Origin of the sequence: Sinorhizobium alkalisoli, from assembly GCF_008932245.1 — a bacterium.
GTDB lineage: Bacteria > Pseudomonadota > Alphaproteobacteria > Rhizobiales > Rhizobiaceae > Sinorhizobium > Sinorhizobium alkalisoli.
In genome coordinates this window covers 1,804,442-1,822,694 of sequence record NZ_CP034909.1, presented here as the reverse complement: position 1 = coordinate 1,822,694, position 18,253 = coordinate 1,804,442, and the positions used below count along the sequence as shown (strand labels likewise).

Annotated in this window: 14 protein-coding genes; 8 read left to right on the top strand and 6 right to left on the bottom strand. The window is 63.3% G+C overall.

Translation table 11 applies throughout. The features are described from left to right. The first annotated feature begins 219 nt into the window (after positions 1–219). Genes ccoG through ccoS form a run of 4 tightly spaced genes read left to right on the top strand, consistent with a single transcriptional unit; the run spans position 220 to position 4,722 of the window. Positions 220–1,794 carry a cytochrome c oxidase accessory protein CcoG gene (gene ccoG, locus EKH55_RS08900; RefSeq protein WP_069458337.1) on the top strand — a complete coding sequence of 525 codons (1,575 nt, stop codon included), beginning with the start codon at positions 220–222 and terminating at the stop codon, positions 1,792–1,794. Further along, the gene (locus EKH55_RS08895) at positions 1,791–2,288 is read left to right on the top strand and encodes a FixH family protein (protein ID WP_106407822.1); all 498 of its coding nucleotides are present in this window, start codon (positions 1,791–1,793) and stop codon (positions 2,286–2,288) included. Before ccoG ends, EKH55_RS08895 begins: the two co-directional genes overlap by 4 nt. Continuing rightward, positions 2,285–4,567 (top strand): cation-translocating P-type ATPase, encoded by a 2,283-nt coding sequence (locus tag EKH55_RS08890; RefSeq protein WP_151611365.1) that lies wholly within the window; start codon positions 2,285–2,287, stop codon positions 4,565–4,567. The genes EKH55_RS08895 and EKH55_RS08890 overlap by 4 nt, the downstream gene beginning before the upstream one ends. Then, positions 4,564–4,722 (top strand): cbb3-type cytochrome oxidase assembly protein CcoS, encoded by a 159-nt coding sequence (gene ccoS / locus EKH55_RS08885; RefSeq protein WP_069458339.1) that lies wholly within the window; start codon positions 4,564–4,566, stop codon positions 4,720–4,722. Before EKH55_RS08890 ends, ccoS begins: the two co-directional genes overlap by 4 nt. 67 nt (positions 4,723–4,789) lie before the next feature. Here ccoS and EKH55_RS08880 read toward each other — a convergent pair whose 3' ends face one another. Next, a complete protein-coding gene (locus EKH55_RS08880) occupies positions 4,790–5,374 on the bottom strand; it encodes a class I SAM-dependent methyltransferase (RefSeq protein ID WP_069458601.1) in 585 nt (194 codons plus the stop codon). 436 nt (positions 5,375–5,810) lie between these two features. On the opposite strand from EKH55_RS08880, the gene EKH55_RS08875 reads away from it, so the two are divergent. Together EKH55_RS08875 and gndA are read left to right on the top strand one after the other, a co-directional pair. After that, positions 5,811–7,118 carry a DUF2778 domain-containing protein gene (locus EKH55_RS08875; protein ID WP_246231795.1) on the top strand — a complete coding sequence of 436 codons (1,308 nt, stop codon included), beginning with the start codon at positions 5,811–5,813 and terminating at the stop codon, positions 7,116–7,118. 353 nt (positions 7,119–7,471) lie between these two features. Further along, a complete protein-coding gene (gndA, locus tag EKH55_RS08870) occupies positions 7,472–8,902 on the top strand; it encodes an NADP-dependent phosphogluconate dehydrogenase (RefSeq protein ID WP_151611364.1) in 1,431 nt (476 codons plus the stop codon). A 102-nt stretch (positions 8,903–9,004) separates the two neighbouring features. Here the strand turns inward: gndA and EKH55_RS08865 are convergent, their stop codons facing one another. From EKH55_RS08865 to EKH55_RS08850, 4 genes are all read right to left on the bottom strand, one after another. Then, entirely contained in the window at positions 9,005–9,526 is a 522-nt protein-coding gene (locus EKH55_RS08865; RefSeq protein ID WP_069458341.1) for a winged helix DNA-binding protein, read from the bottom strand. After that, positions 9,526–10,833 (bottom strand): TRAP transporter large permease, encoded by a 1,308-nt coding sequence (locus tag EKH55_RS08860; RefSeq protein ID WP_069458342.1) that lies wholly within the window; start codon positions 10,831–10,833, stop codon positions 9,526–9,528. The genes EKH55_RS08865 and EKH55_RS08860 overlap by 1 nt, the downstream gene beginning before the upstream one ends. A 9-nt stretch (positions 10,834–10,842) precedes the next feature. Next, on the bottom strand, positions 10,843–11,373 hold the full coding sequence (locus tag EKH55_RS08855; protein WP_151611363.1) for a TRAP transporter small permease: 531 nt from the start codon (positions 11,371–11,373) through the stop codon (positions 10,843–10,845). Between the two features lie 75 nt (positions 11,374–11,448). Continuing rightward, complete coding sequence (locus tag EKH55_RS08850; protein WP_069458344.1) at positions 11,449–12,414, bottom strand: TRAP transporter substrate-binding protein; 966 nt, start codon at positions 12,412–12,414, stop codon at positions 11,449–11,451. Between the two features lie 133 nt (positions 12,415–12,547). Here EKH55_RS08850 and EKH55_RS08845 point away from each other — a divergent pair, with 133 nt between their 5' ends. Together EKH55_RS08845 and EKH55_RS08840 are read left to right on the top strand one after the other, a co-directional pair. Further along, complete coding sequence (locus EKH55_RS08845; protein ID WP_083265308.1) at positions 12,548–16,195, top strand: hydantoinase B/oxoprolinase family protein; 3,648 nt, start codon at positions 12,548–12,550, stop codon at positions 16,193–16,195. 230 nt (positions 16,196–16,425) lie between these two features. Further along, a complete protein-coding gene (locus EKH55_RS08840; protein WP_069458345.1) occupies positions 16,426–16,728 on the top strand; it encodes a hypothetical protein in 303 nt (100 codons plus the stop codon). Between the two features lie 29 nt (positions 16,729–16,757). On the opposite strand, the gene EKH55_RS08835 is transcribed toward EKH55_RS08840, so the two are convergent. Then, the gene (locus EKH55_RS08835; protein WP_069458346.1) at positions 16,758–17,816 is read right to left on the bottom strand and encodes a LacI family transcriptional regulator; all 1,059 of its coding nucleotides are present in this window, start codon (positions 17,814–17,816) and stop codon (positions 16,758–16,760) included. Between the last annotated feature and the right edge of the window lie 437 nt (positions 17,817–18,253).

Genomic DNA, 18,253 nt, shown 5'->3' with positions numbered 1-18,253 from the left:
AAGAGACCCAATATGGCTCGGCTGCCGCTGCTTGCTCGACAAGGCGCGCCAGGGCTCATCTAGGACCTCTCAAGGCCGAGAGGCTCCAGCGGGACCACGAGGGCGTTTCGACGCACCCTGCGGCATTCGGGCGCAAACTTGACGCAGATCAAGGCTTGGGGGCGGTCGATCGGGCACAAGTCGGACCGATAGATCTGAATACTTTGGGAATTCCCGCAGATGCAGCCTCAATCGGTCAATCAATCGCAGTCCGTCGAGCTTTTCGAGGCCGAGCCGGTCAATGCGGCGCGCGTGCGCAAGCCGCTTTACGAAAAACGCCGCAAGATCTTTCCGAAGCGGGCCGAGGGCCAATTCCGCCGGTTCAAGTGGCTGGTGATGCTGGTGACGCTCGGCATCTATTATCTGACACCCTGGATCCGCTGGGACCGGGGCGCGCATGCGCCGGACCAGGCGGTCCTGGTCGATCTGGCTTCCCGCCGGTTCTATTTCTTCTTCATCGAAATCTGGCCGCAGGAGTTCTTCTTCGTCGCCGGTCTTCTGGTGATGGCCGGCTTCGGCCTCTTCCTCGTGACTTCCGCCGTCGGCCGCGCCTGGTGCGGCTATACCTGTCCGCAGACCGTCTGGGTCGATCTGTTCCTGGTCGTCGAGCGCTTCATCGAAGGCGACCGAAACGCGCGCATGCGCCTCGATGCCGGACCCTGGACGCTCGACAAGATCCGCAAGCGCATCGCCAAGCATGCGATCTGGCTGGTCATCGGCGTTGCGACCGGCGGCGCATGGATCTTCTATTTCGCCGACGCGCCGTCGCTGCTCAAGAGCTTCGTCGCACTGGAGGCGCCGCCGGTCGCTTATATCACCGTCGGCGTCCTGACCTTCACCACCTATGTCTTCGGTGGCATGATGCGCGAGCAGGTCTGCACCTATATGTGCCCCTGGCCGCGTATACAGGCGGCGATGCTGGACGAGAACTCGCTCGTCGTCACCTATAACGACTGGCGTGGCGAACCGCGCTCGCGTCATGCAAAGAAGGCGGCGGCGGCCGGTGAGGTGGTCGGCGATTGCGTCGACTGCAATGCCTGCGTGGCGGTCTGCCCGATGGGCATCGACATTCGCGACGGCCAGCAGCTCGAATGCATTACCTGCGCGCTCTGCATCGATGCCTGCGACGGCGTCATGGACAAGCTTGGCCGCGAACGGGGGCTGATTTCCTATGCGACGCTCAGCGACTACGCTGCCAATATGGCGCTTGCCACCGACAATGGCAGGGCGGCGATCGATCCGACGCGCCTGCGCAACGTAAACGGCGCATTCACCGACAAGGTCAGGCATTTCAACTGGCGGATCGTCCTCCGACCCCGCGTCCTCCTCTATTTCGGCGTCTGGACCCTGGTCGGCATCGCCATGCTCTACGCACTGATGGCGCGCGATCGGCTCGAACTCAACGTACTGCACGACCGAAACCCGCAATTCGTCGTCGAGTCCGACGGTTCGGTGCGCAACGGCTACATGGTCAAGCTACTCAACATGATTCCCGAGCAGCGCAACATCACGCTTTCGATCGACGGCATGCCGTCGGCGCGCATGCGCATTGCCGATCAGGCGACCGGGGACGGCCGCAGCTTCACCATTGCCGTCGATCCGGACAAGGTCACACCGCTCAAGGTTTTCGTCACTCTGCCGAAAGACAGCCTTGCCGAGGCGGAGGACGGTTTCTCGCTCGTCGTCGAGGATCCCTCGAGCCACGAGCGCGACATCTACCAGGCGAACTTCAACCAGCCGGGAGCCGAACGATGAGCAAGATACGCACCGACCGTCCCCGCGTGTTCACCGGCTGGCATATGCTCGCGCTCATGGCCCTGTTCTTCGGCACGATCATTTCGATCAATCTGGTGATGGCCTGGAACGCGAGCCGCAGCTGGAGCGGTCTGGTGGTGGAGAACACCTACGTTGCCAGCCAGCAGTTCAACGGCAAGGTGGCCGAGACGCGCGCCTTTGCCGAGAGCGGGATCAAGGGGCAATTGGTGCCCGGAAACGACTCCCTTCGCTACACGCTTACCCGCAAGGGCGAGCCGGAGCGGAAGGCGGACAGGGTCGTCGCCATCCTGAAGCGTCCGGTCGAGGAGCATGAGGACGTTGGCGTCGAGTTCGAACGGGCGGGCGAGGGCGTGTTCGTCGCCGCGTCCGCTCTCAAGGCCGGACAATGGATCGCCGATTTGACGGCGATGGCCGGAGAAGAGGTCGTCTACCGGCAGGCCATTCGCTTCATCGCACCGGGAGACGCCCCATGAGTTGCTGCTCCCCGGGTGTCGAAACCGTTGTGGAACCCGAGCGGGGGCTGGGGCTGCCCGCCTCCGAGGAGCTCTGGCTTGCGAGCCGGTCCCTCGGAGGCGGGTTACGCCAGACGGAGCTGAGCGTGCCGGGTGTCCATTGCGGCGCCTGCATCACCGCGATCGAAGGCGCGCTGCGCACAAAGCCGGAGGTGGAGCGCGCCCGGGTCAATCTGTCCTCGAGGCGCGTTTCGATCGTCTGGAAGGAGGAGGTTGCCGGCAAGCGCACGGACCCGCGCGAACTCGCCCGCGCTATCCGTGATCGCGGCTACGAGGCGCATCTCTTCGCCGTCGGTGAGGAGGAGGGCGACGCCGTTCTGAAGCAGCTGATCCGGGCCGTCGCCGTTGCCGGCTTCGCCGCCACCAACATCATGCTGCTGTCGGTTTCGGTCTGGTCGGGTGCGGATGCGGCCACGCGCGATCTCTTCCACTGGATCTCGGCCATGATCGCGGCGCCGGCGCTCGTCTACGCCGGACGCTTCTTCTATCAGTCCGCCTGGAACGCGCTCCGACATGGCCGCACCAACATGGACGTGCCGATCGCGCTTGCGGTGACGCTGTCCTATGGCATGTCGCTCCATGAGACGATCGGCCATGGCGAACATGCCTGGTTCGATGCCTCGGTCACGCTGCTCTTCTTCCTGCTGATCGGTCGCACGCTCGACCACATGATGCGGGGGCGGGCACGCTCGGCGATCAGCGGGCTGGCGCGCCTGTCGCCGCGCGGTGCGATGGTGGTCAACGCCGACGGCAGCCGGGAGTACCGGCCCGTCGAGGAAATCCGGCCCGGCGAACGCCTGATGATTGCGGCGGGCGAGCGCATTCCCGTCGACGGGCGCGTGCTCTCCGGCGCCAGCGACCTCGACCGGTCCGTCGTCAATGGCGAGAGCGCGCCGGTAGCGGTCGGCGTCGGCGACCTGATCCAGGCGGGCACGCTCAACCTTACCGGGCCGCTCACCCTCGAGGCGACGGCGGCAGCCCGCGATTCCTTCCTCGCCGAGATCATGGGGCTGATGGAGGCCGCCGAAGGGGGCAGGGCGCGCTATCGCCGGATCGCCGATCGCGCCGCTCGCTACTATTCGCCGGCGGTGCATCTCCTGGCGCTCCTCACCTTCATCGGCTGGATGTTCGTCGAGGGCGATGTGCGCCATGCACTGCTGGTCGCCGTCGCGGTTCTCATCATCACCTGCCCCTGTGCGCTCGGCCTCGCGGTGCCGGTGGTGCAGGTGGTCGCGGCCGGGCGTCTCTTCCAGGGCGGCGTCATGGTCAAGGACGGCTCGGCCATGGAGCGCCTGGCCGAGATCGATACGGTGCTCTTCGACAAAACCGGCACGCTGACGATCGGCGAACCGCGGCTTGTGAATGCCGACGAGATCGCGCCGGCGGCGATGGCGATTGCCGCGGCACTCGCGGCGCATTCGCGCCATCCTGTCGCGAAGGCGCTGCATGATGCAGCCGGTGCGGCGGTGCCGCTTGTGGGGGATATCCGCGAGATTGCCGGCGCGGGCATCGAGGCGGACACGAAAGAGGGCGTCTACCGGCTCGGCAGCCGCGCCTTTGCCTGCGGCGGCGCCGGTGAAGCGAGCCGCCAATCGGAAGCGGTCCTTTCAGTGGATGGCCGGGAGCTCGCCTCTTTCCGCTTCGAGGACAAATTGCGTGCGGGCGCTGGCGATAGCGTTGCGGAGCTCCACGAGCTCGGGCTGGAAACCGGCATCCTCTCCGGCGACCGCGAGCCGGTCGTCGCCGAGGTCGGCCGCAAGCTCGGCATCAGGCGTTGGATCGCGGAACTGTCGCCGCGCGCCAAGGTCGAGGCCTGCGCTGTTGTGGCCGAGGGCAGACATCGGGTCCTGATGGTCGGCGACGGCATCAACGACGCGCCGGCGCTGCGCGCCGCCCATGTGTCGATGGCGCCGGCAAGCGCCGCCGATGTCGGCCGCCAGGCCTCCGACTTCGTCTTCATGCACCAGGCCCTGACGGCCGTTCCCTTCGCGATCGAGACCTCGCGCCAGGCCGGCCGGCTGATCCGCCAGAATTTCGCACTGGCGATCGGCTATAATCTGATTGCGGTTCCGATCGCGATCCTCGGTTATGCGACGCCGCTCGTCGCCGCAATCGCGATGTCCACCTCCTCGGTGATCGTCGTCGCCAACGCATTGCGGCTGAGAGGCGGGCTTTTCAGCGAACCTCAACGACGAGCGCTGATCCATGCGACGCCGCTACCTGCCGGGGACGCCCGATGAACACGCTCGTCTATCTCATTCCCATCGCGCTTTTCCTTGGCGGGCTCGGCCTCGCTGCCTTTCTCTGGGCGCTGAAGAGCGGCCAATACGAAGATCTCGACGGCGCGTCCTGGCGGGTTCTCGACGATGGCGACGGAAGGCCGGACGGGGAATGATTGAAGCAGATATTCATGCGTTTTAGCCGATAACGGTGGGAACTTCCGGTGCCGGTCTTTGCGGACTTCACCTCAAAGCCGTAATAGCTACCCATTCGGTTGGCTTCCGGTCGTAAGCGCCGCCCAGCCAAACTTCCGTTTCAATCGTCCGCCAAGGTGCCGCTGCCCGCCACAGCGTCGCCAACTCGCCTTGTGACAAGTAGTTATAATGGCGACCCAGCGCGTCTGAGCCTTCTTCAGCTCCTGCCTTGAAGCTTGCCCAGAAAACCCCACTTTCGCTCAACGCTCGGTAAACTTTCTCGATCACGCCGCGAAGGTCAGATCGAGGCACATGGGTCAACGAAGCGCAAGCATATACGCCGTCATAAATCCCTACGGCATTCAACTCGTTGAAAAGCATTGTCCTGACAGGCTGCCCGATCCGGCGGGAAGCAATGGCGGCGAGTTCAGACGAGCCATCGGTGGCGTCAAGATCAAAGCCCCTTTTGACGATGGCGGCGGCATCGACGCCGCCCCCAGTCCCCAGTTCCAAGACTTTGCCCTCTGGCCTGCAACGGTCAAGGAAAGTGAACAGTCTCGGATTGGGAGCCAGCTTGCCGGCGGCATAGTCCTCGGCGTTCTTTTCGTAGAAGTTCAGTGTTACGTCGGTCATCAGAAATCGCTCACGCTCATTCGTAACGGTTGTCATGTACAGCAATCATAAAGAAGGGATGACCGCTGTTGGCGCAAAGCCGCTGTCCCGCGCTGAGTTTCCGCCACCACCCTTTGCGGAACCGGCGGGCCAGCAAAAGCAGCCGTGTCCGAGAGGTTGATAGAGCCTTGATTGGTGCAGGAAGCGCCGGAACGCCATCGTGCCGACGCGCTGCCGACCATCCGGCAAAACCGATTGGACCCATCCGGGTCGCTGGAAAGCAAAATTTAACCATACTTGTCCATCTTTTCTCCATCCGTCGTCAAGAAGGGGGCAATCCAGAAGTCGCGCAGCGGTGGTCGCTCGCCGGCCCCAGGGCATTTCGCAGTTCAAGCAACGCACTCTTGCTGGAACTGATCTTGGGCCTTTGCGGGATTTTTTGGCTTGATATGTGTTGTTGAGTAAGATCGTTCGTTCGCAGTCTTTGCGCCGTCTGTTGCGCCCATTGCTGATCACCTGCTGCGGCACCGTCTTTGCCGGTGCGGCTGCGTGGTCGGCAGCTGGTATGGTCACGATGGGCAGTTCCTTCGTTCATGGTTCCGGTCACCTGTTGCCCAGGCCGCAACTCCATTTGGCGGAGAGGGCAAAAGAGCGCCAGTGGGAAAAGCACGCCAGGCTCGGCCAGGCGTCGCGGCTGGCCGGCGCCGCGACGCGCCCCGCCGTGTCCGCGGCCGTTACCGGCCGTGAGGCAAAAAGCGTTCGCAATCCGCCGGTTTCGGCAGATGCCGAGACGAGCCGCAAGGTGGCGCGTTTTGACGCTGTGGTAAAGCAGGTGCCATTGATAGCCGAGGAACTCGCGACCCACGCCGTCAGGCCGCCTCAGCCGACGGCAAAGATCGAAGCACCGGCGCCGGAACGCTTCGGACCCTTGCACGCCGGTTCGACCGGTAAGCCCCTGACACAACTGGCCTATGCTGCCCCCTCCCGGAGCGGAGCGATCGGCGCTGCGTTCTCGTCGTTGCTAACGGCGCCGTTGGAGGAGGACATCACCGCGTCGCAAGACTCGGACGTGGATGACGATGCTGCCCTGACAGACCACGAGGACACCCCGTCGGTCGGTCCGCTGCCGCAAGCCCGTCCTGCAGCCGAAACGGAGAAATCCGAGATCAGGCAGGCTCAGGACGGGACGCTGCCAGAGGCCAAAAAGACAGAAGGGACCGGCGGAAGGGATACGCCAAAGCAGCAGAAGCTCGCTTACGCGCGGCCGGACGATCCGGCGGAGAACGGCAGCGGAATCGGCCAGGCGCTGCGCAGCGTTTTCGGTGGCGGAGCCAGGGCGGGAAATGGCGTCGCCGTCTACGATATCACCGCGGCAAAGGTCTATATGCCCGACGGGAGCGTGCTCGAGGCCCATTCCGGCATCGGCAAGATGGCCGATAACCCGCGCTATGTGGATGTCAAGATGACCGGACCGACCCCACCGCACATCTACAATCTCAAGATGCGCGAAAAACGCTTCCACGGCGTTGAGGCGATCCGCATGCTGCCTATCGATGGAAAGAACAAGCACGGCCGCGACGGTTTCCTGACCCACAGCTACCTGCTGCGTGGCGGCCGGGCGGAATCGCATGGCTGCGTCGCCTTCAAGAATTACGAGCGCTTCCTTACCGCCTTCAAGGAGGGGAAGGTCAGGCAGATCGTCGTGGTCCCGAGCGGCGGACGCGCAGCCGGCATACGTGTGGCATCAAACGGAAGAAGCACCTGAAAACCGCAGGCTGAGGCAAGAAGCGGCTCGGTGACCGCCAATCGAGCCCCAGGTTTTCATCCCCTGGCGACGCGTACAGCGCCGCGCGTCGTTTCAGACGCGCAAAGGTCGCTGTAGCACTTTTGAATTTGCTGCATGTCTTTGTCCTCATATCGACATCGATTTAAGGAGACATGCTGCAGGCAGGAAAAGCTTGTCGTAAATCGATTTGAATGCCAAAACACCTCCGCCGTCGCGTGCCCCACTCCATCCTTGTCCTCGGGTGAGCGGCATGCGCAGATCAATTCGAAGGGCCAGAACGCATGCGCCGCGGCGCTCTATGCGGGGCCCACGCGTTCAATGGAGGCAATTACGTGTCACAGGCGGAAATCGGCCTAATCGGCCTCGGCGTCATGGGGGCCAACCTCGCGCTCAACATCGCGGAGAAGGGTAACAGGATCGCGGTCTTCAACCGTACCGTCGAGACGACGCGAAAGTTCCATGCCGATGCCGGGGAACTCAAGAGCCGGATCGTCCCGTGCGAAACGATCGAGGAGTTCGTCGCTGCGATCCGTCCGCCGCGTCCGATCATCATCATGATCAAGGCGGGCGAGGCCGTCGACCAGCAGATGGAGGCGTTGAAGCCGCATCTGGCGAGCGGCGACATCATGATCGATGCCGGCAACGCCAATTTCCGCGACACGATGCGTCGCTTCGACAGCTTGAAAGATACGGGCCTGACCTTCATCGGCATGGGCGTTTCCGGCGGCGAGGAGGGCGCGCGCCACGGACCCTCGATCATGGTCGGCGGCACGGAGGAGTCCTACGCGCGCGTCGAAGAGGTGCTGACCTCGATCGCCGCGAAATATGACGGCGAGCCCTGCGTCGCCTGGCTCGGCGAGAACGGCGCCGGCCACTTCGTGAAGACGATCCACAACGGCATCGAATATGCCGACATGCAGATGATCGCCGAAATTTACGGCATCCTGCGCGACGGCCTGAGGATGACGGCCGAGGAGATCGGCGAAGTGTTCGGCACCTGGAACAGGGGCCGGCTCAATTCCTACCTGATCGAGATCACCGAGAAGGTGCTGAAGGCGACGGACCCGCTCACCGGCAAACCGATGGTCGACATGATCCTCGACAAGGCGGGCCAGAAGGGCACCGGCAAGTGGTCGGCGATCGAGGCGCAGACCATGGGCGTGCCCGCGACCGGCATCGAGGCCGCCGTTGCGGCGCGCAGCATTTCCTCGATGAAGGAGGAGCGCGAGACGGCTGAGAAGATCCTCGGCCTGCCATCCGTCGGCGAATTCCAGGTCGCCGACAAGGCGGCGTTCATCACGGATCTCGAGAATGCGCTGCTCGCCGCCAAGATCGGCGCCTACGCGCAGGGCTTTGCCGTGATGTCGGCCGCCTCGAAGGAATTCGGCTGGAGCCTGCCGATGCCGACGATCGCCCGGATCTGGCGCGCCGGCTGCATCATCCGCTCGCAGTTTCTCGACGAGATCACTTCGGCCTTCACCAAGGCGCCGGATGCCGCCAACCTGATCGTCACGCCGGCCTTCGCGGCGTTGGTCAAGGAAACCGACGGGGCGCTGCGCCGCATCGTCTCGGCGGCGGTGCTCGGCGGCCTACCGGTGCCGGCGCTCGCCTCGGCGCTCGGCTATTTCGACAGCTATCGCCGCGGCCGCGGCACGGCGAACGTGATCCAGGCACAGCGCGATTTCTTCGGTGCCCACGGCTTCGACCGCGTCGACGGCGCCGACAGCCATCACGGGCCATGGGGCAGCGGGCTCAACGGCTGAGCGGCATCGTTTCTATCGGGAAAAACGCGAACGGGGCGGCCAAAAGCCGCCCCGTGCCTATATTCTTTCATCGCTGCGGCGACCTGAGAAGCCCGGGGCCGTTCACAAGGATGCCGCCGATCGCGACGCCTGGTCGTAGTGACCGGATAGGGCCCGGACGCGAGCTGCGACCGTCGACAGGGTCTCGCTCGAAACGTCGGTCGCCAGCAGGGACTTGACGAGAAGCTCCTCGCGGATCGCCGCATAGCGCTCGCAGACTTCGCGGCCCTTTGCTGTGATGAGAGCCAGCTTTTCCTTGCCGCGCCGCCCGCTTTCGATGAGTGACAGCCGCTCCAGTTTCTTGAGCGCGTAGGCGACGGTGTGCGTGTCCTCGATGTTGAGCACGAGACAGATATCCGCCAGCGTCTTGCCCTTGTTGCGGTGGTTGATGTTGTGCAGGACGAGCACGTCCAGCGGCGAAAGATCGGCCACTCCAGCCGCCGCCATGCAGCGCACCATCCAACGGTCGAAGGCGTGGCTCAGCATGATGATGCCGAATTCGACTTCTGAGAGCGCCGGCAAAGCGCCTCTTGCCAGATGGCCGGAGGAAACGATCGGTCCGATTTCAGCTCTTTCTTCACTCATCAATTCTGTCCAAGCATCTGGCCGGGCAACCACAGAACGAGGTCGGGCACCGCGGTTATGAACATGATCAGGGCCAGCAGCCCCGCAAAAAACGGAAGCGCCGCAAGGGCAATATAGCCGATGCTGCGGTTTGCCAAGGATTGCAGGACGTAGAGGTTGAAACCGACGGGCGGCGTGATCTGCGCGATCTCGACGAGCAGGACGACGAAGATGCCGAACCAGAGAAGATCGATGCCCGAACCCTCGACGGCCGGAAGCAGCACGGATGTCGTCAGCAGGATCATCGAGATCCCGTCGATGAAGCAGCCCATGACCAGAAAAATGCATACCAGCGCAGCGATGAGCGCGGGCTGCGGCAATTGCATGGAGACGATCCAGTCGGCGAACTGCTCCGGCAGGCCGGTGAATCCCATGGCGGTCGACAGGAAGGCGGCGCCTGACAGGATGAGGCCGATCATCGCACTGGTGCGCGTCGCGCTGACCACGCTCGTCCAGAAGGTATGCCGGTCGAGGCCCCCGCCGACCAGCGCCAGAGCGAGCGCGCCGGTCACGCCGATGGCGGCGGCCTCCGTCGGCGTTGCGATGCCGCCATAGATGCAGCCGAGCACGGCAAGCACCAGGATCAGGATCGGAATGAGGCGTCGCGACTCCCAAATTCTTTCCATGAGCGGCATGATCGGCTCCCGCGCCGGGATGCGGTTCGGCTTCAACAGCGCATAGACGGCGACAATCAGCGAAAAGATCGACATCAGGAAGAGACCCGGCACGACACCCGCGATGAACAGGCGACCAATCGAAACCTGGGCCGCAACGCCGTAGACGATCATCATGATCGAAGGCGGAATGAGCAGGCCGAGCGTGCCGGAGCCGGCCAGGGAACCGACGATCATGAAGTCGCTGTAGCCGCGGCGTCGCAATTCCGGGATCGTCATCTTTCCGATCGTTGCCGCGGTTGCGGCGGATGATCCGGAGATGGCGGCGAAAATCGCGCAGCCGACGACATTGGTGTGAAGCAGCCGACCCGGCACCCGCTGCACCCAGGGAGCGAGGCCCTTGAACATGTCTTCGGCAAGTCGGGTGCGGAAGAGAATCTCGCCCATCCAGATGAAGAGCGGCAGGGCCGTCAGCGCCCAGGAATTGTTCGCGCCCCAGAGCGTCGTGCCGAAGAGAAGGCCCGGAGGCCGGCTCGTGAAAAGGGCCATGGCGACATAGCCGGCCGCCGCCAGCGCCATGCCGATCCAAAGTCCGCCCGCAAGGATGATGAGGAGAAAGGCTGTGATGACGATTCCAGCAAAAACAGGATCCATGGGGCCACCTCAGCGCTCGAACAGCGGTTGGTCGTCCGCGGTCTGGTCGGAAACTTCCAAATAACTGGGCTTCAGTCCGCGCGCGCAGCGCACGAGGTCCTCCAGAAGAGCGACGAGGAGAATGGCTGCTCCGACCACCATGGAAAGCTGCGGTATCCAGAGGGGCACGGGCAGCAGCCCCTGGGCGACGTCGCCGAAGCGATGCGAGTCATAGACGAGACGCCCAAGCCACCAGGTCGCCCAGGCGGTGCAAAGGGCCGCAAGAACGGTCAGGAGGCATTCAAGCGGCTTCCTGGCGGCGGTGGGCAGCCTGTCGATCACAAGCCCGACGCGAATATGCTCTGCGTGTCGATAGGTGGGGCCGAGTGCAAGGAAGAAGATCGCGACCAGGCAGTAGGCCGCCAGGTCGTCGCTTCCGGCCAATTGAAAGCCCGCGGTCCGCAGAACGATGCCGCCGCCGACGAGCAGGAGAATGAGGATCATGGAGATTGCGGCCAGCATCTCTGCAAGCCGATAAAGCAACGCGAATGGACTCGTCATGGCAACGCTCCCAGCCAGATTGAATCGTAGAGGCGGAAAAAGAGCGGCCGGAGCAGATGGCTCCGGCCTGTTGCCTCATTTCCGGTACGCGTCGATGATCGCCGCGCCATCCTCGCCGGCTTTCTCGATCCATTCGGCAGTCATGGTGTCGCCGATAGCCGAAAGCTCCTTGGCCATGGCCTCCGACGGCGGCTCCACATGGATGCCGTGTTCAGCCATGGTCTTCTTGTAGCCCTCATTCAGTTCGGCGGATTGCTTCCAGCCGCGCGTTTCGGCCTCGGCCGCAGCTTTCACAACAGCCTCGCGCGTCTCTTCGCTGAGGCCGTCGAAGACGTCCTTGCTGACGAACACCATGTTCTGCGGCAGGAAGGCCTGCAGGTCGTAGTAATAGCTCAGATAGTCCCAGGCCTGGCTGTCGACCCCAGTCGCCCCGGAAGTGATCATTGCGTCGACCACACCTGTCTTGAAGGCTTGCGGGACCTCGGCAGCCTGAACCGTGACCGGGTTGGCACCGTTCAACTCCGCAAAACGGGCCGTTGCCGGATTGTAGGTCCTGAACTTCAGCCCCTTCAGGTCGCCAAGCGACGTGAGCGCCTCCTTGGAATAGACGCCCTGCGGCGGCCACGGAACAGAGTAAAGCAGCACCAGACCTTGCTCCTCGAGATGCCTTTTGACGGTAGCCTGCGCAGCATGCCACAGCTTTTCGGCACTCGCATAATCCGAGACGAGACCGGGAATGGAATCGAAAGCGAAGACGACGTCCTCATTGCCGAGAGAGGAGAGGAGCACCTCGCCGATCTGGACCTGCCCGCTCTGCACGGCACGCTTGATGTCGGTCGGTTTCACGAGCGCACCGCCGGAATGGACATTGATCGTAAGCTCGCCATTGGTCGCGGTTTTGATATCCTCGACGAATTGGCGGATGTTCTGGGTATGGAAATTGCCGTCGGGATAGGGTGTCGGCATATCCCAGGTTTCCGCCTGTGCAACGGTGGCGAATGTCGCGGTGGCCGCGAATACGGCCGAGATCATGGTCCTCATATTTGTTCCCCTTTTTGCAGATCGACTGCTGACATCGAATTAATTGCGTCTTGACGACGATTTGTCAATAAATTATCGATGAAATGTGAAAATATACAGGCTTCCATTTCGAGGCAGCAAAAGGGGACGCATCATGGGAAAGCAATGGGACTTCTGGATCGACCGCGGCGGCACCTTCACCGACGTCATCGGGCGCGACCCTGAGGGCAGGCTCCATGCCCGCAAGATGCTGTCGGAAAATCCCGAGGTCTACCGGGATGCGGCCGTCGCCGGCATCCGAGCGCTGCTTGGCCTTTCCAGGGGACAAGCAATTCCCGCCGGCCTCGTCAACGAGGTGCGCATGGGCACGACCGTTGCCACCAACGCGCTTCTGGAGCGCAAAGGCGTGCCGGTCGCGTTGATCACCACGCGCGGTTTCCGTGACGCGCTCGCCATCGGCTATCAGGCCCGCGCCGACATCTTCGCCCGCGACATCCGGAAGCCGGAACTCCTCTACGATCGCATCGTCGAGCTGGACGAGCGCGTGCTGACGGACGGTACGGTGGAGACGCCGCTCGACGACGCAGCCGTGCGCACCGCGCTCGAAGAATTGAAGCGGCAGGGCTACGAGGCGCTCTCGATCGTCTTCATGCATGCCTATCGTTATCCCGAGCACGAAGCCCGCGTCGCCGAAATCGCGCGCGAGATGCAGTTCGGCCAGGTCTCGGTGAGCCATGAGATCTCGCCGCTCGTGAAATTCGTCGGTCGCGGCGATACGACCGTCGTCGACGCCTATCTTTCGCCGGTGCTGCGCCGCTATGTGGCGCAGGTCGCCGACGAGCTCGATCTCGACCGCACGGGTGCGCGCCTGCTTTTCATGATGTCCTCGGGCGGATTGACGTCTGCAAGCCTGTTCCAGGGCAAGGATGCCATTCTTTCCGGGCCGGCGGGCGGCGTCGTCGCCCTTGCGCGGACCGGCGTCAATGCAGGCTTCGCGAACGTGATCGGCTTCGACATGGGCGGGACCTCCACCGATGTCGCCCACTACGCCGGTGAATACGAGCGGGCCTTCGAAACGGAGGTCGCCGGCGTGCGCATCCGCGCGCCGATGATGCAGATCCATACGGTGGCCGCCGGCGGCGGCTCGATCCTGCATTATGACGGCTCGCGCTTCACCGTCGGCCCGGACTCCGCGGGCGCAAATCCGGGACCCAAATGCTACCGTCGCGGTGGTCCGTTGACGGTGACCGACGCCAACGTGATGACCGGAAAGCTCAATCCGGCCCTGTTCCCGCCCATTTTCGGCCCGAACCAGGACCAGCCGCTGGATCTTGCCGCGGTAGAGGCCGCTTTCGGGGCGCTTGCCGACGAAATCGGCGATGGCCGAACGCCGGAGGCGGTGGCGGACGGATTCCTGAAAATCGCCGTCGCCAATATGGCGGAAGCGGTAAAGAAGATCTCCGTTGCCCGTGGCTATGACGTGACCCGCTACGCGCTCAATGCCTTTGGCGGCGCCAGCGGCCAGCACGCCTGCCTGGTGGCGGATGCGCTCGGCATGAAGAGGGTGCTCGTCCATCCCTTTTCCGGGCTGCTTTCGGCCTATGGAATGGGCCTTGCGGATGTCCGTGCGCTGCGCCAGGGCGCGATCGAAGTGCCGCTGGAGAAGGCGATTGCAGAAACCGCCCGCGTCGCGTCACCGCTATGCGGCGACGCCGTGTCGGAACTCGAAGGGCAGGGGATCAGGAGCGATCAGATCAGCGTCAATGTCAATGCGCTGGTGCGCTATGCCGGAACCGATACGACGCTCGAGATTCCCGTCGGCTCGATGCCTGCCGGGATCGACTACCGGGAAAGCGTGACGGCGGCGGACCCGCGGCGGATGAAGGCCGCTTTCGAGGCGGTCCACGTCGCCCGCTTCGGTTTCATCGATGGGAGCAAGGAGCTTGTCGTCGAGGCCGTTTCCGTGGAAGCCGTCGGCGGCGGAGCACGGCCGGAGAGCCTCGGCAGCGGTGCGCGAGGACCTGCACTGCCGCAAACCTCCGGAAGCACGCGCTTCTATTCGGCGGGCGCCTGGCAGGACGCCGCAATCTATCGGCGCGAGTTCCTCGCGAGCGGCCACACGATCGACGGACCGGCGCTGCTCATCGAAGCCAACCAGACCATCGTCATCGAGCCGGGCTGGCAGGCGCAATTGACCTCGGCCGACAATCTGGTGCTCGAGCGGGTGGTGGCGCTGCCCGAAAGAAAGGCGGCCGGTACCGATGCCGATCCGGTGATGCTCGAGATTTTCAACAATCTCTTCATGTCGATTGCCGAGCAGATGGGGCTGACGCTGCAGAACACAGCCTATTCGGTGAACATCAAGGAGAGGCTGGATTTCTCCTGCGCCGTGTTCGCCGCGGATGGGGCGCTGGTCGCCAACGCGCCGCATATGCCGGTGCATCTCGGCTCGATGGACCGTTCCGTGCAGGCGGTCATCCGCAACAATCCGGAGATACATCCCGGTGACGTCTTCGCCATCAACGCCCCCTATAACGGCGGCACCCACCTGCCGGACATCACCGTCTGCACGCCGGTCTTTTCGGGCGACGGCAAGGACGTGCTCTTCTGGGTCGCTTCGCGTGGCCACCATGCCGACATCGGCGGCATCGCCCCGGGCTCCATGTCGCCGAACGCGCATACGATCGAGGAGGAGGGGGTCTATATCGACAATTTCAAACTGGTCGACCGGGGCCGCTTCCGCGAGTCCGAACTGCGTGCCCTGCTGACAGGCGCGCGCTACCCGGTGCGCAACGTCGTGCAGAACGTCGCCGATCTCAAGGCGCAGATCGCCGCCAACAACCGCGGCGTGAGCGAGATGCGCAAGGCGATCGCGGATTTCGGCCTGGATGTGGTCAAGGCCTATATGGACCACGTCCAGAACAACGCGGAGGAAAGCGTGCGGCGGGCTCTGGAAAAGCTCGGCGATTGCAGCTTCACCTATCCCATGGACCAGGGTTGCGAGATCAAGGTCCGGATCACGGTCGACAGGACGGCACGCGAGGCGACGGTCGATTTCACCGGCACGTCCCCGCAGCGCGACGACAACTTCAATGCGCCCGAGCCGGTGACCCGCGCGGCCGTGCTCTATGTCTTCCGCATGATCGTCGATGGGGCCATTCCGATGAATGCCGGTTGCCTCAGGCCCATTCGTATCGTCGTGCCGGAGGCAAGCATGCTGTCGCCCCGTTATCCCGCGGCGGTCGTGGCGGGCAATGTCGAGGTGAGCCAGGCGGTCACCAACTGCCTGTTCGGCGCGATCGGCGCGCTTTCCTCGGCGCAGGGGACGATGAACAACCTGACCTTCGGCAACGACACGTACCAGTATTACGAAACGATCTGCTCGGGCGCGCCGGCGGGGCCGGGTTTCAACGGCGCGGATGCGGTCCACACGCACATGACCAATTCACGGCTGACCGATCCGGAGATACTGGAACTGCGCTATCCGGTGGTGTTGGAGGATTTCCACATTCGCGAAGGGTCCGGCGGGAGAGGGCAGTGGAATGCGGGCAACGGGACCAGCCGCACGATCCGCTTCCGCGAGCGCATGGACTGCTCGATCCTCTCCGGCCACCGCAAGATCCGACCCTTTGGACTGCTGGGGGGCGAACCCGGCGAATGCGGGCAAAACCTCGTGCGCCGGAAAGACGGTCGGATCGATGCGATGCCTGGCTGCGCCCAGACCGTGTTGGAGGGGGGCGAAGCCATTACCATCGTCACGCCGACGGGCGGCGGCTATGGCCCGGTTCGCCGGGCTCGATGAAACAGCTGATTTCGGAGGCGCAAACGGCTGTCCTCTGCCGCCGTAAGCTCTTGCGAGCAGTCGTTTGAGCAAGGCGACCAGCAAGCGAATCGTGCTATGAAGCCGGCACGCGGCGGTCTGAACGCGTCGGATCGGGTTTAGTTCGTCTCTACCAAAGGAAGGGTGGCGCTGGTTGCCCTTTCACGGCAACCTCACCGTATCTCAAACAAGGGAGCTATCGGGAAGGCAGCATGAAGTTCAGGGTGATCGAAGGGGGCAAAGCCAGCGAAACCGGGCCTGTCACCAGCCAGACGGGCATCCGCGCCGAGGCGGAGCGGCGCATAAGGGCGACGGGCTACGAGCAATACCGGGTACGCAGCCTCGCCACCGGAAGACCGATCCCGAGTTCGATCCGATACCTGAAGATGCAGATCGAATTCGTTGCCGACAAGCTCGAGCAGCTCAATCCCATCCCGCATGATTTCACCGACGACAAATACTGGCCGGCCACTGCAGCGCCGCGCGTCTTTTCAGACGCGCAAAGGTCGCTGTAACTCATTGAAACTGCGCATCGGGCTTCATATTAGCCGGGCGCCGTTGCCGCAGTTGCCTGGAATTCCGGCTGGCTGAGGCTCTGCAGCGTTTCCGGCGGGCGGCCTTCGATATGGCCGATCACCGCCTTGGCGAGCTCGCGGCCGGCGAGGCGGATATCCTCATACATGGTGATAACCTCCGGGCGCAGCCAGCGCAGAAAGTCGCTCGGCACCTTCGAGACCATGTCGGCATCGACGCCGACTTTTTTCCCCGCTGCCTCGAGTCCGGCAATCAGCGCGATGGCGCCGGAGCCGCTGCCGGAGACGATACCGTCCGGCGCTTCATCCGAGCGCATCAGCGCCTCGAAGGCATCGCGGATGGTTTTCAGGCTGTGGTCGATATTGACCTGGTGAAAGCTCACGGCCTCGGCGCTGAAATCCTTCAGGCCACGCTCAAAGCCCGTGCGCATGTGCTGGTGGAAGGAGAGGTGGGGCGGCGGCTCGAGCAGGACGAGCCGCCGGCGGCCGCGCTCCACGAGCTTGCGCACCGCCTCGTAGGCGAAGCGCTCGTTGTCGAAGTCGTGATAGGGATGGACGATGCCCATTTCGGTGCGTCCATGGGTGGCGAACGGCAACTGACGTTCCGTCAACAGCGTCACACGCGGGTCATTCGGTTCCATTCGCGATATGATGACGCCGTCGGCGGCGCCCGTGTCGAGAATGTAGCGGATGGGCCCGAGCGGATCCTTGGCGGAACTGTAGGGGGTTACGACCAGGTGATAGGGTGTGCCTGCCAGGATATCCGTAATGCCGATGACCATCGGGCTGGTAATGCCCATGATCTCTTCCTCGAGCGTCAGCACGAGGCTGATGACATTGGTCTTTCCGGTTCTGAGCCGCACGCCCGCCCGGTTCGGCTGATAGCCGATCTGCTTTGCGACCAGGCGAACGCGCTCCTTGGTTTCGGCGCCGATGTCGGGCGCATCTTTCAGTGCGCGAGACACGGTGGTGATGCCGAGCCCGGTCATGAAGGCGATGGTCTTCAGCGTCGGTCTGCCGCCCTCCGCTGGCGGCGCTCCCGCCGGCTTGTTCTTCGTCCTGCCTTCCATGCCGTTCCCTAAATCCTCCACTCTCCAAGGCGCCTTTGATGCTACTTTTTTCGCTCCATCCCGAGTTTACCTCGCTTATATCTGATTTGCCGCAGGCCGCCAGATTGGCTCGGAATGGCACCGCGCTAAAAAATCTGTAACGATACAGGTCGGATGTCGAGCATTTTCGTTGCTGCAGTGCAAAGCATGTATCCGAAGAGTTGAGTCCCGCATCTGCTTCCTCCGATTTTGCGCTTGCGAAGGGCTCCTTGTGATCGAGTGTATGGTCATCGGGAATATTGCAAGGAAATACAGGCCATTATTCCACACGGCCACGTGTTTTTCAGCGCTTGGCGGTACCTATGGTCGCGCCGCTTCAGTCCACCGCGGCGCACGCATTGCGGGTATCACAACTTTAATTTTAAAACCTCCGTTGTGGCTGTTGCTTCTGTAAATCG

Bases quoted from the DNA above. Each gene is read 5' to 3' on its own strand.
- EKH55_RS08835 (WP_069458346.1), bottom strand. From the start codon at position 17,816: ATGGAAGGCAGGACGAAGAACAAGCCGGCGGGAGCGCCGCCAGCGGAG.
- EKH55_RS08845 (WP_083265308.1), top strand. From the start codon at position 12,548: ATGGGAAAGCAATGGGACTTCTGGATCGACCGCGGCGGCACCTTCACC.
- ccoS (WP_069458339.1), top strand. From the start codon at position 4,564: ATGAACACGCTCGTCTATCTCATTCCCATCGCGCTTTTCCTTGGCGGG.
- EKH55_RS08895 (WP_106407822.1), top strand. From the start codon at position 1,791: ATGAGCAAGATACGCACCGACCGTCCCCGCGTGTTCACCGGCTGGCAT.
- EKH55_RS08865 (WP_069458341.1), bottom strand. From the start codon at position 9,526: ATGAGTGAAGAAAGAGCTGAAATCGGACCGATCGTTTCCTCCGGCCAT.
- EKH55_RS08850 (WP_069458344.1), bottom strand. From the start codon at position 12,414: ATGAGGACCATGATCTCGGCCGTATTCGCGGCCACCGCGACATTCGCC.
- EKH55_RS08880 (WP_069458601.1), bottom strand. From the start codon at position 5,374: ATGACCGACGTAACACTGAACTTCTACGAAAAGAACGCCGAGGACTAT.
- EKH55_RS08840 (WP_069458345.1), top strand. From the start codon at position 16,426: ATGAAGTTCAGGGTGATCGAAGGGGGCAAAGCCAGCGAAACCGGGCCT.
- EKH55_RS08860 (WP_069458342.1), bottom strand. From the start codon at position 10,833: ATGGATCCTGTTTTTGCTGGAATCGTCATCACAGCCTTTCTCCTCATC.
- ccoG (WP_069458337.1), top strand. From the start codon at position 220: ATGCAGCCTCAATCGGTCAATCAATCGCAGTCCGTCGAGCTTTTCGAG.
- EKH55_RS08890 (WP_151611365.1), top strand. From the start codon at position 2,285: ATGAGTTGCTGCTCCCCGGGTGTCGAAACCGTTGTGGAACCCGAGCGG.
- EKH55_RS08855 (WP_151611363.1), bottom strand. From the start codon at position 11,373: ATGACGAGTCCATTCGCGTTGCTTTATCGGCTTGCAGAGATGCTGGCC.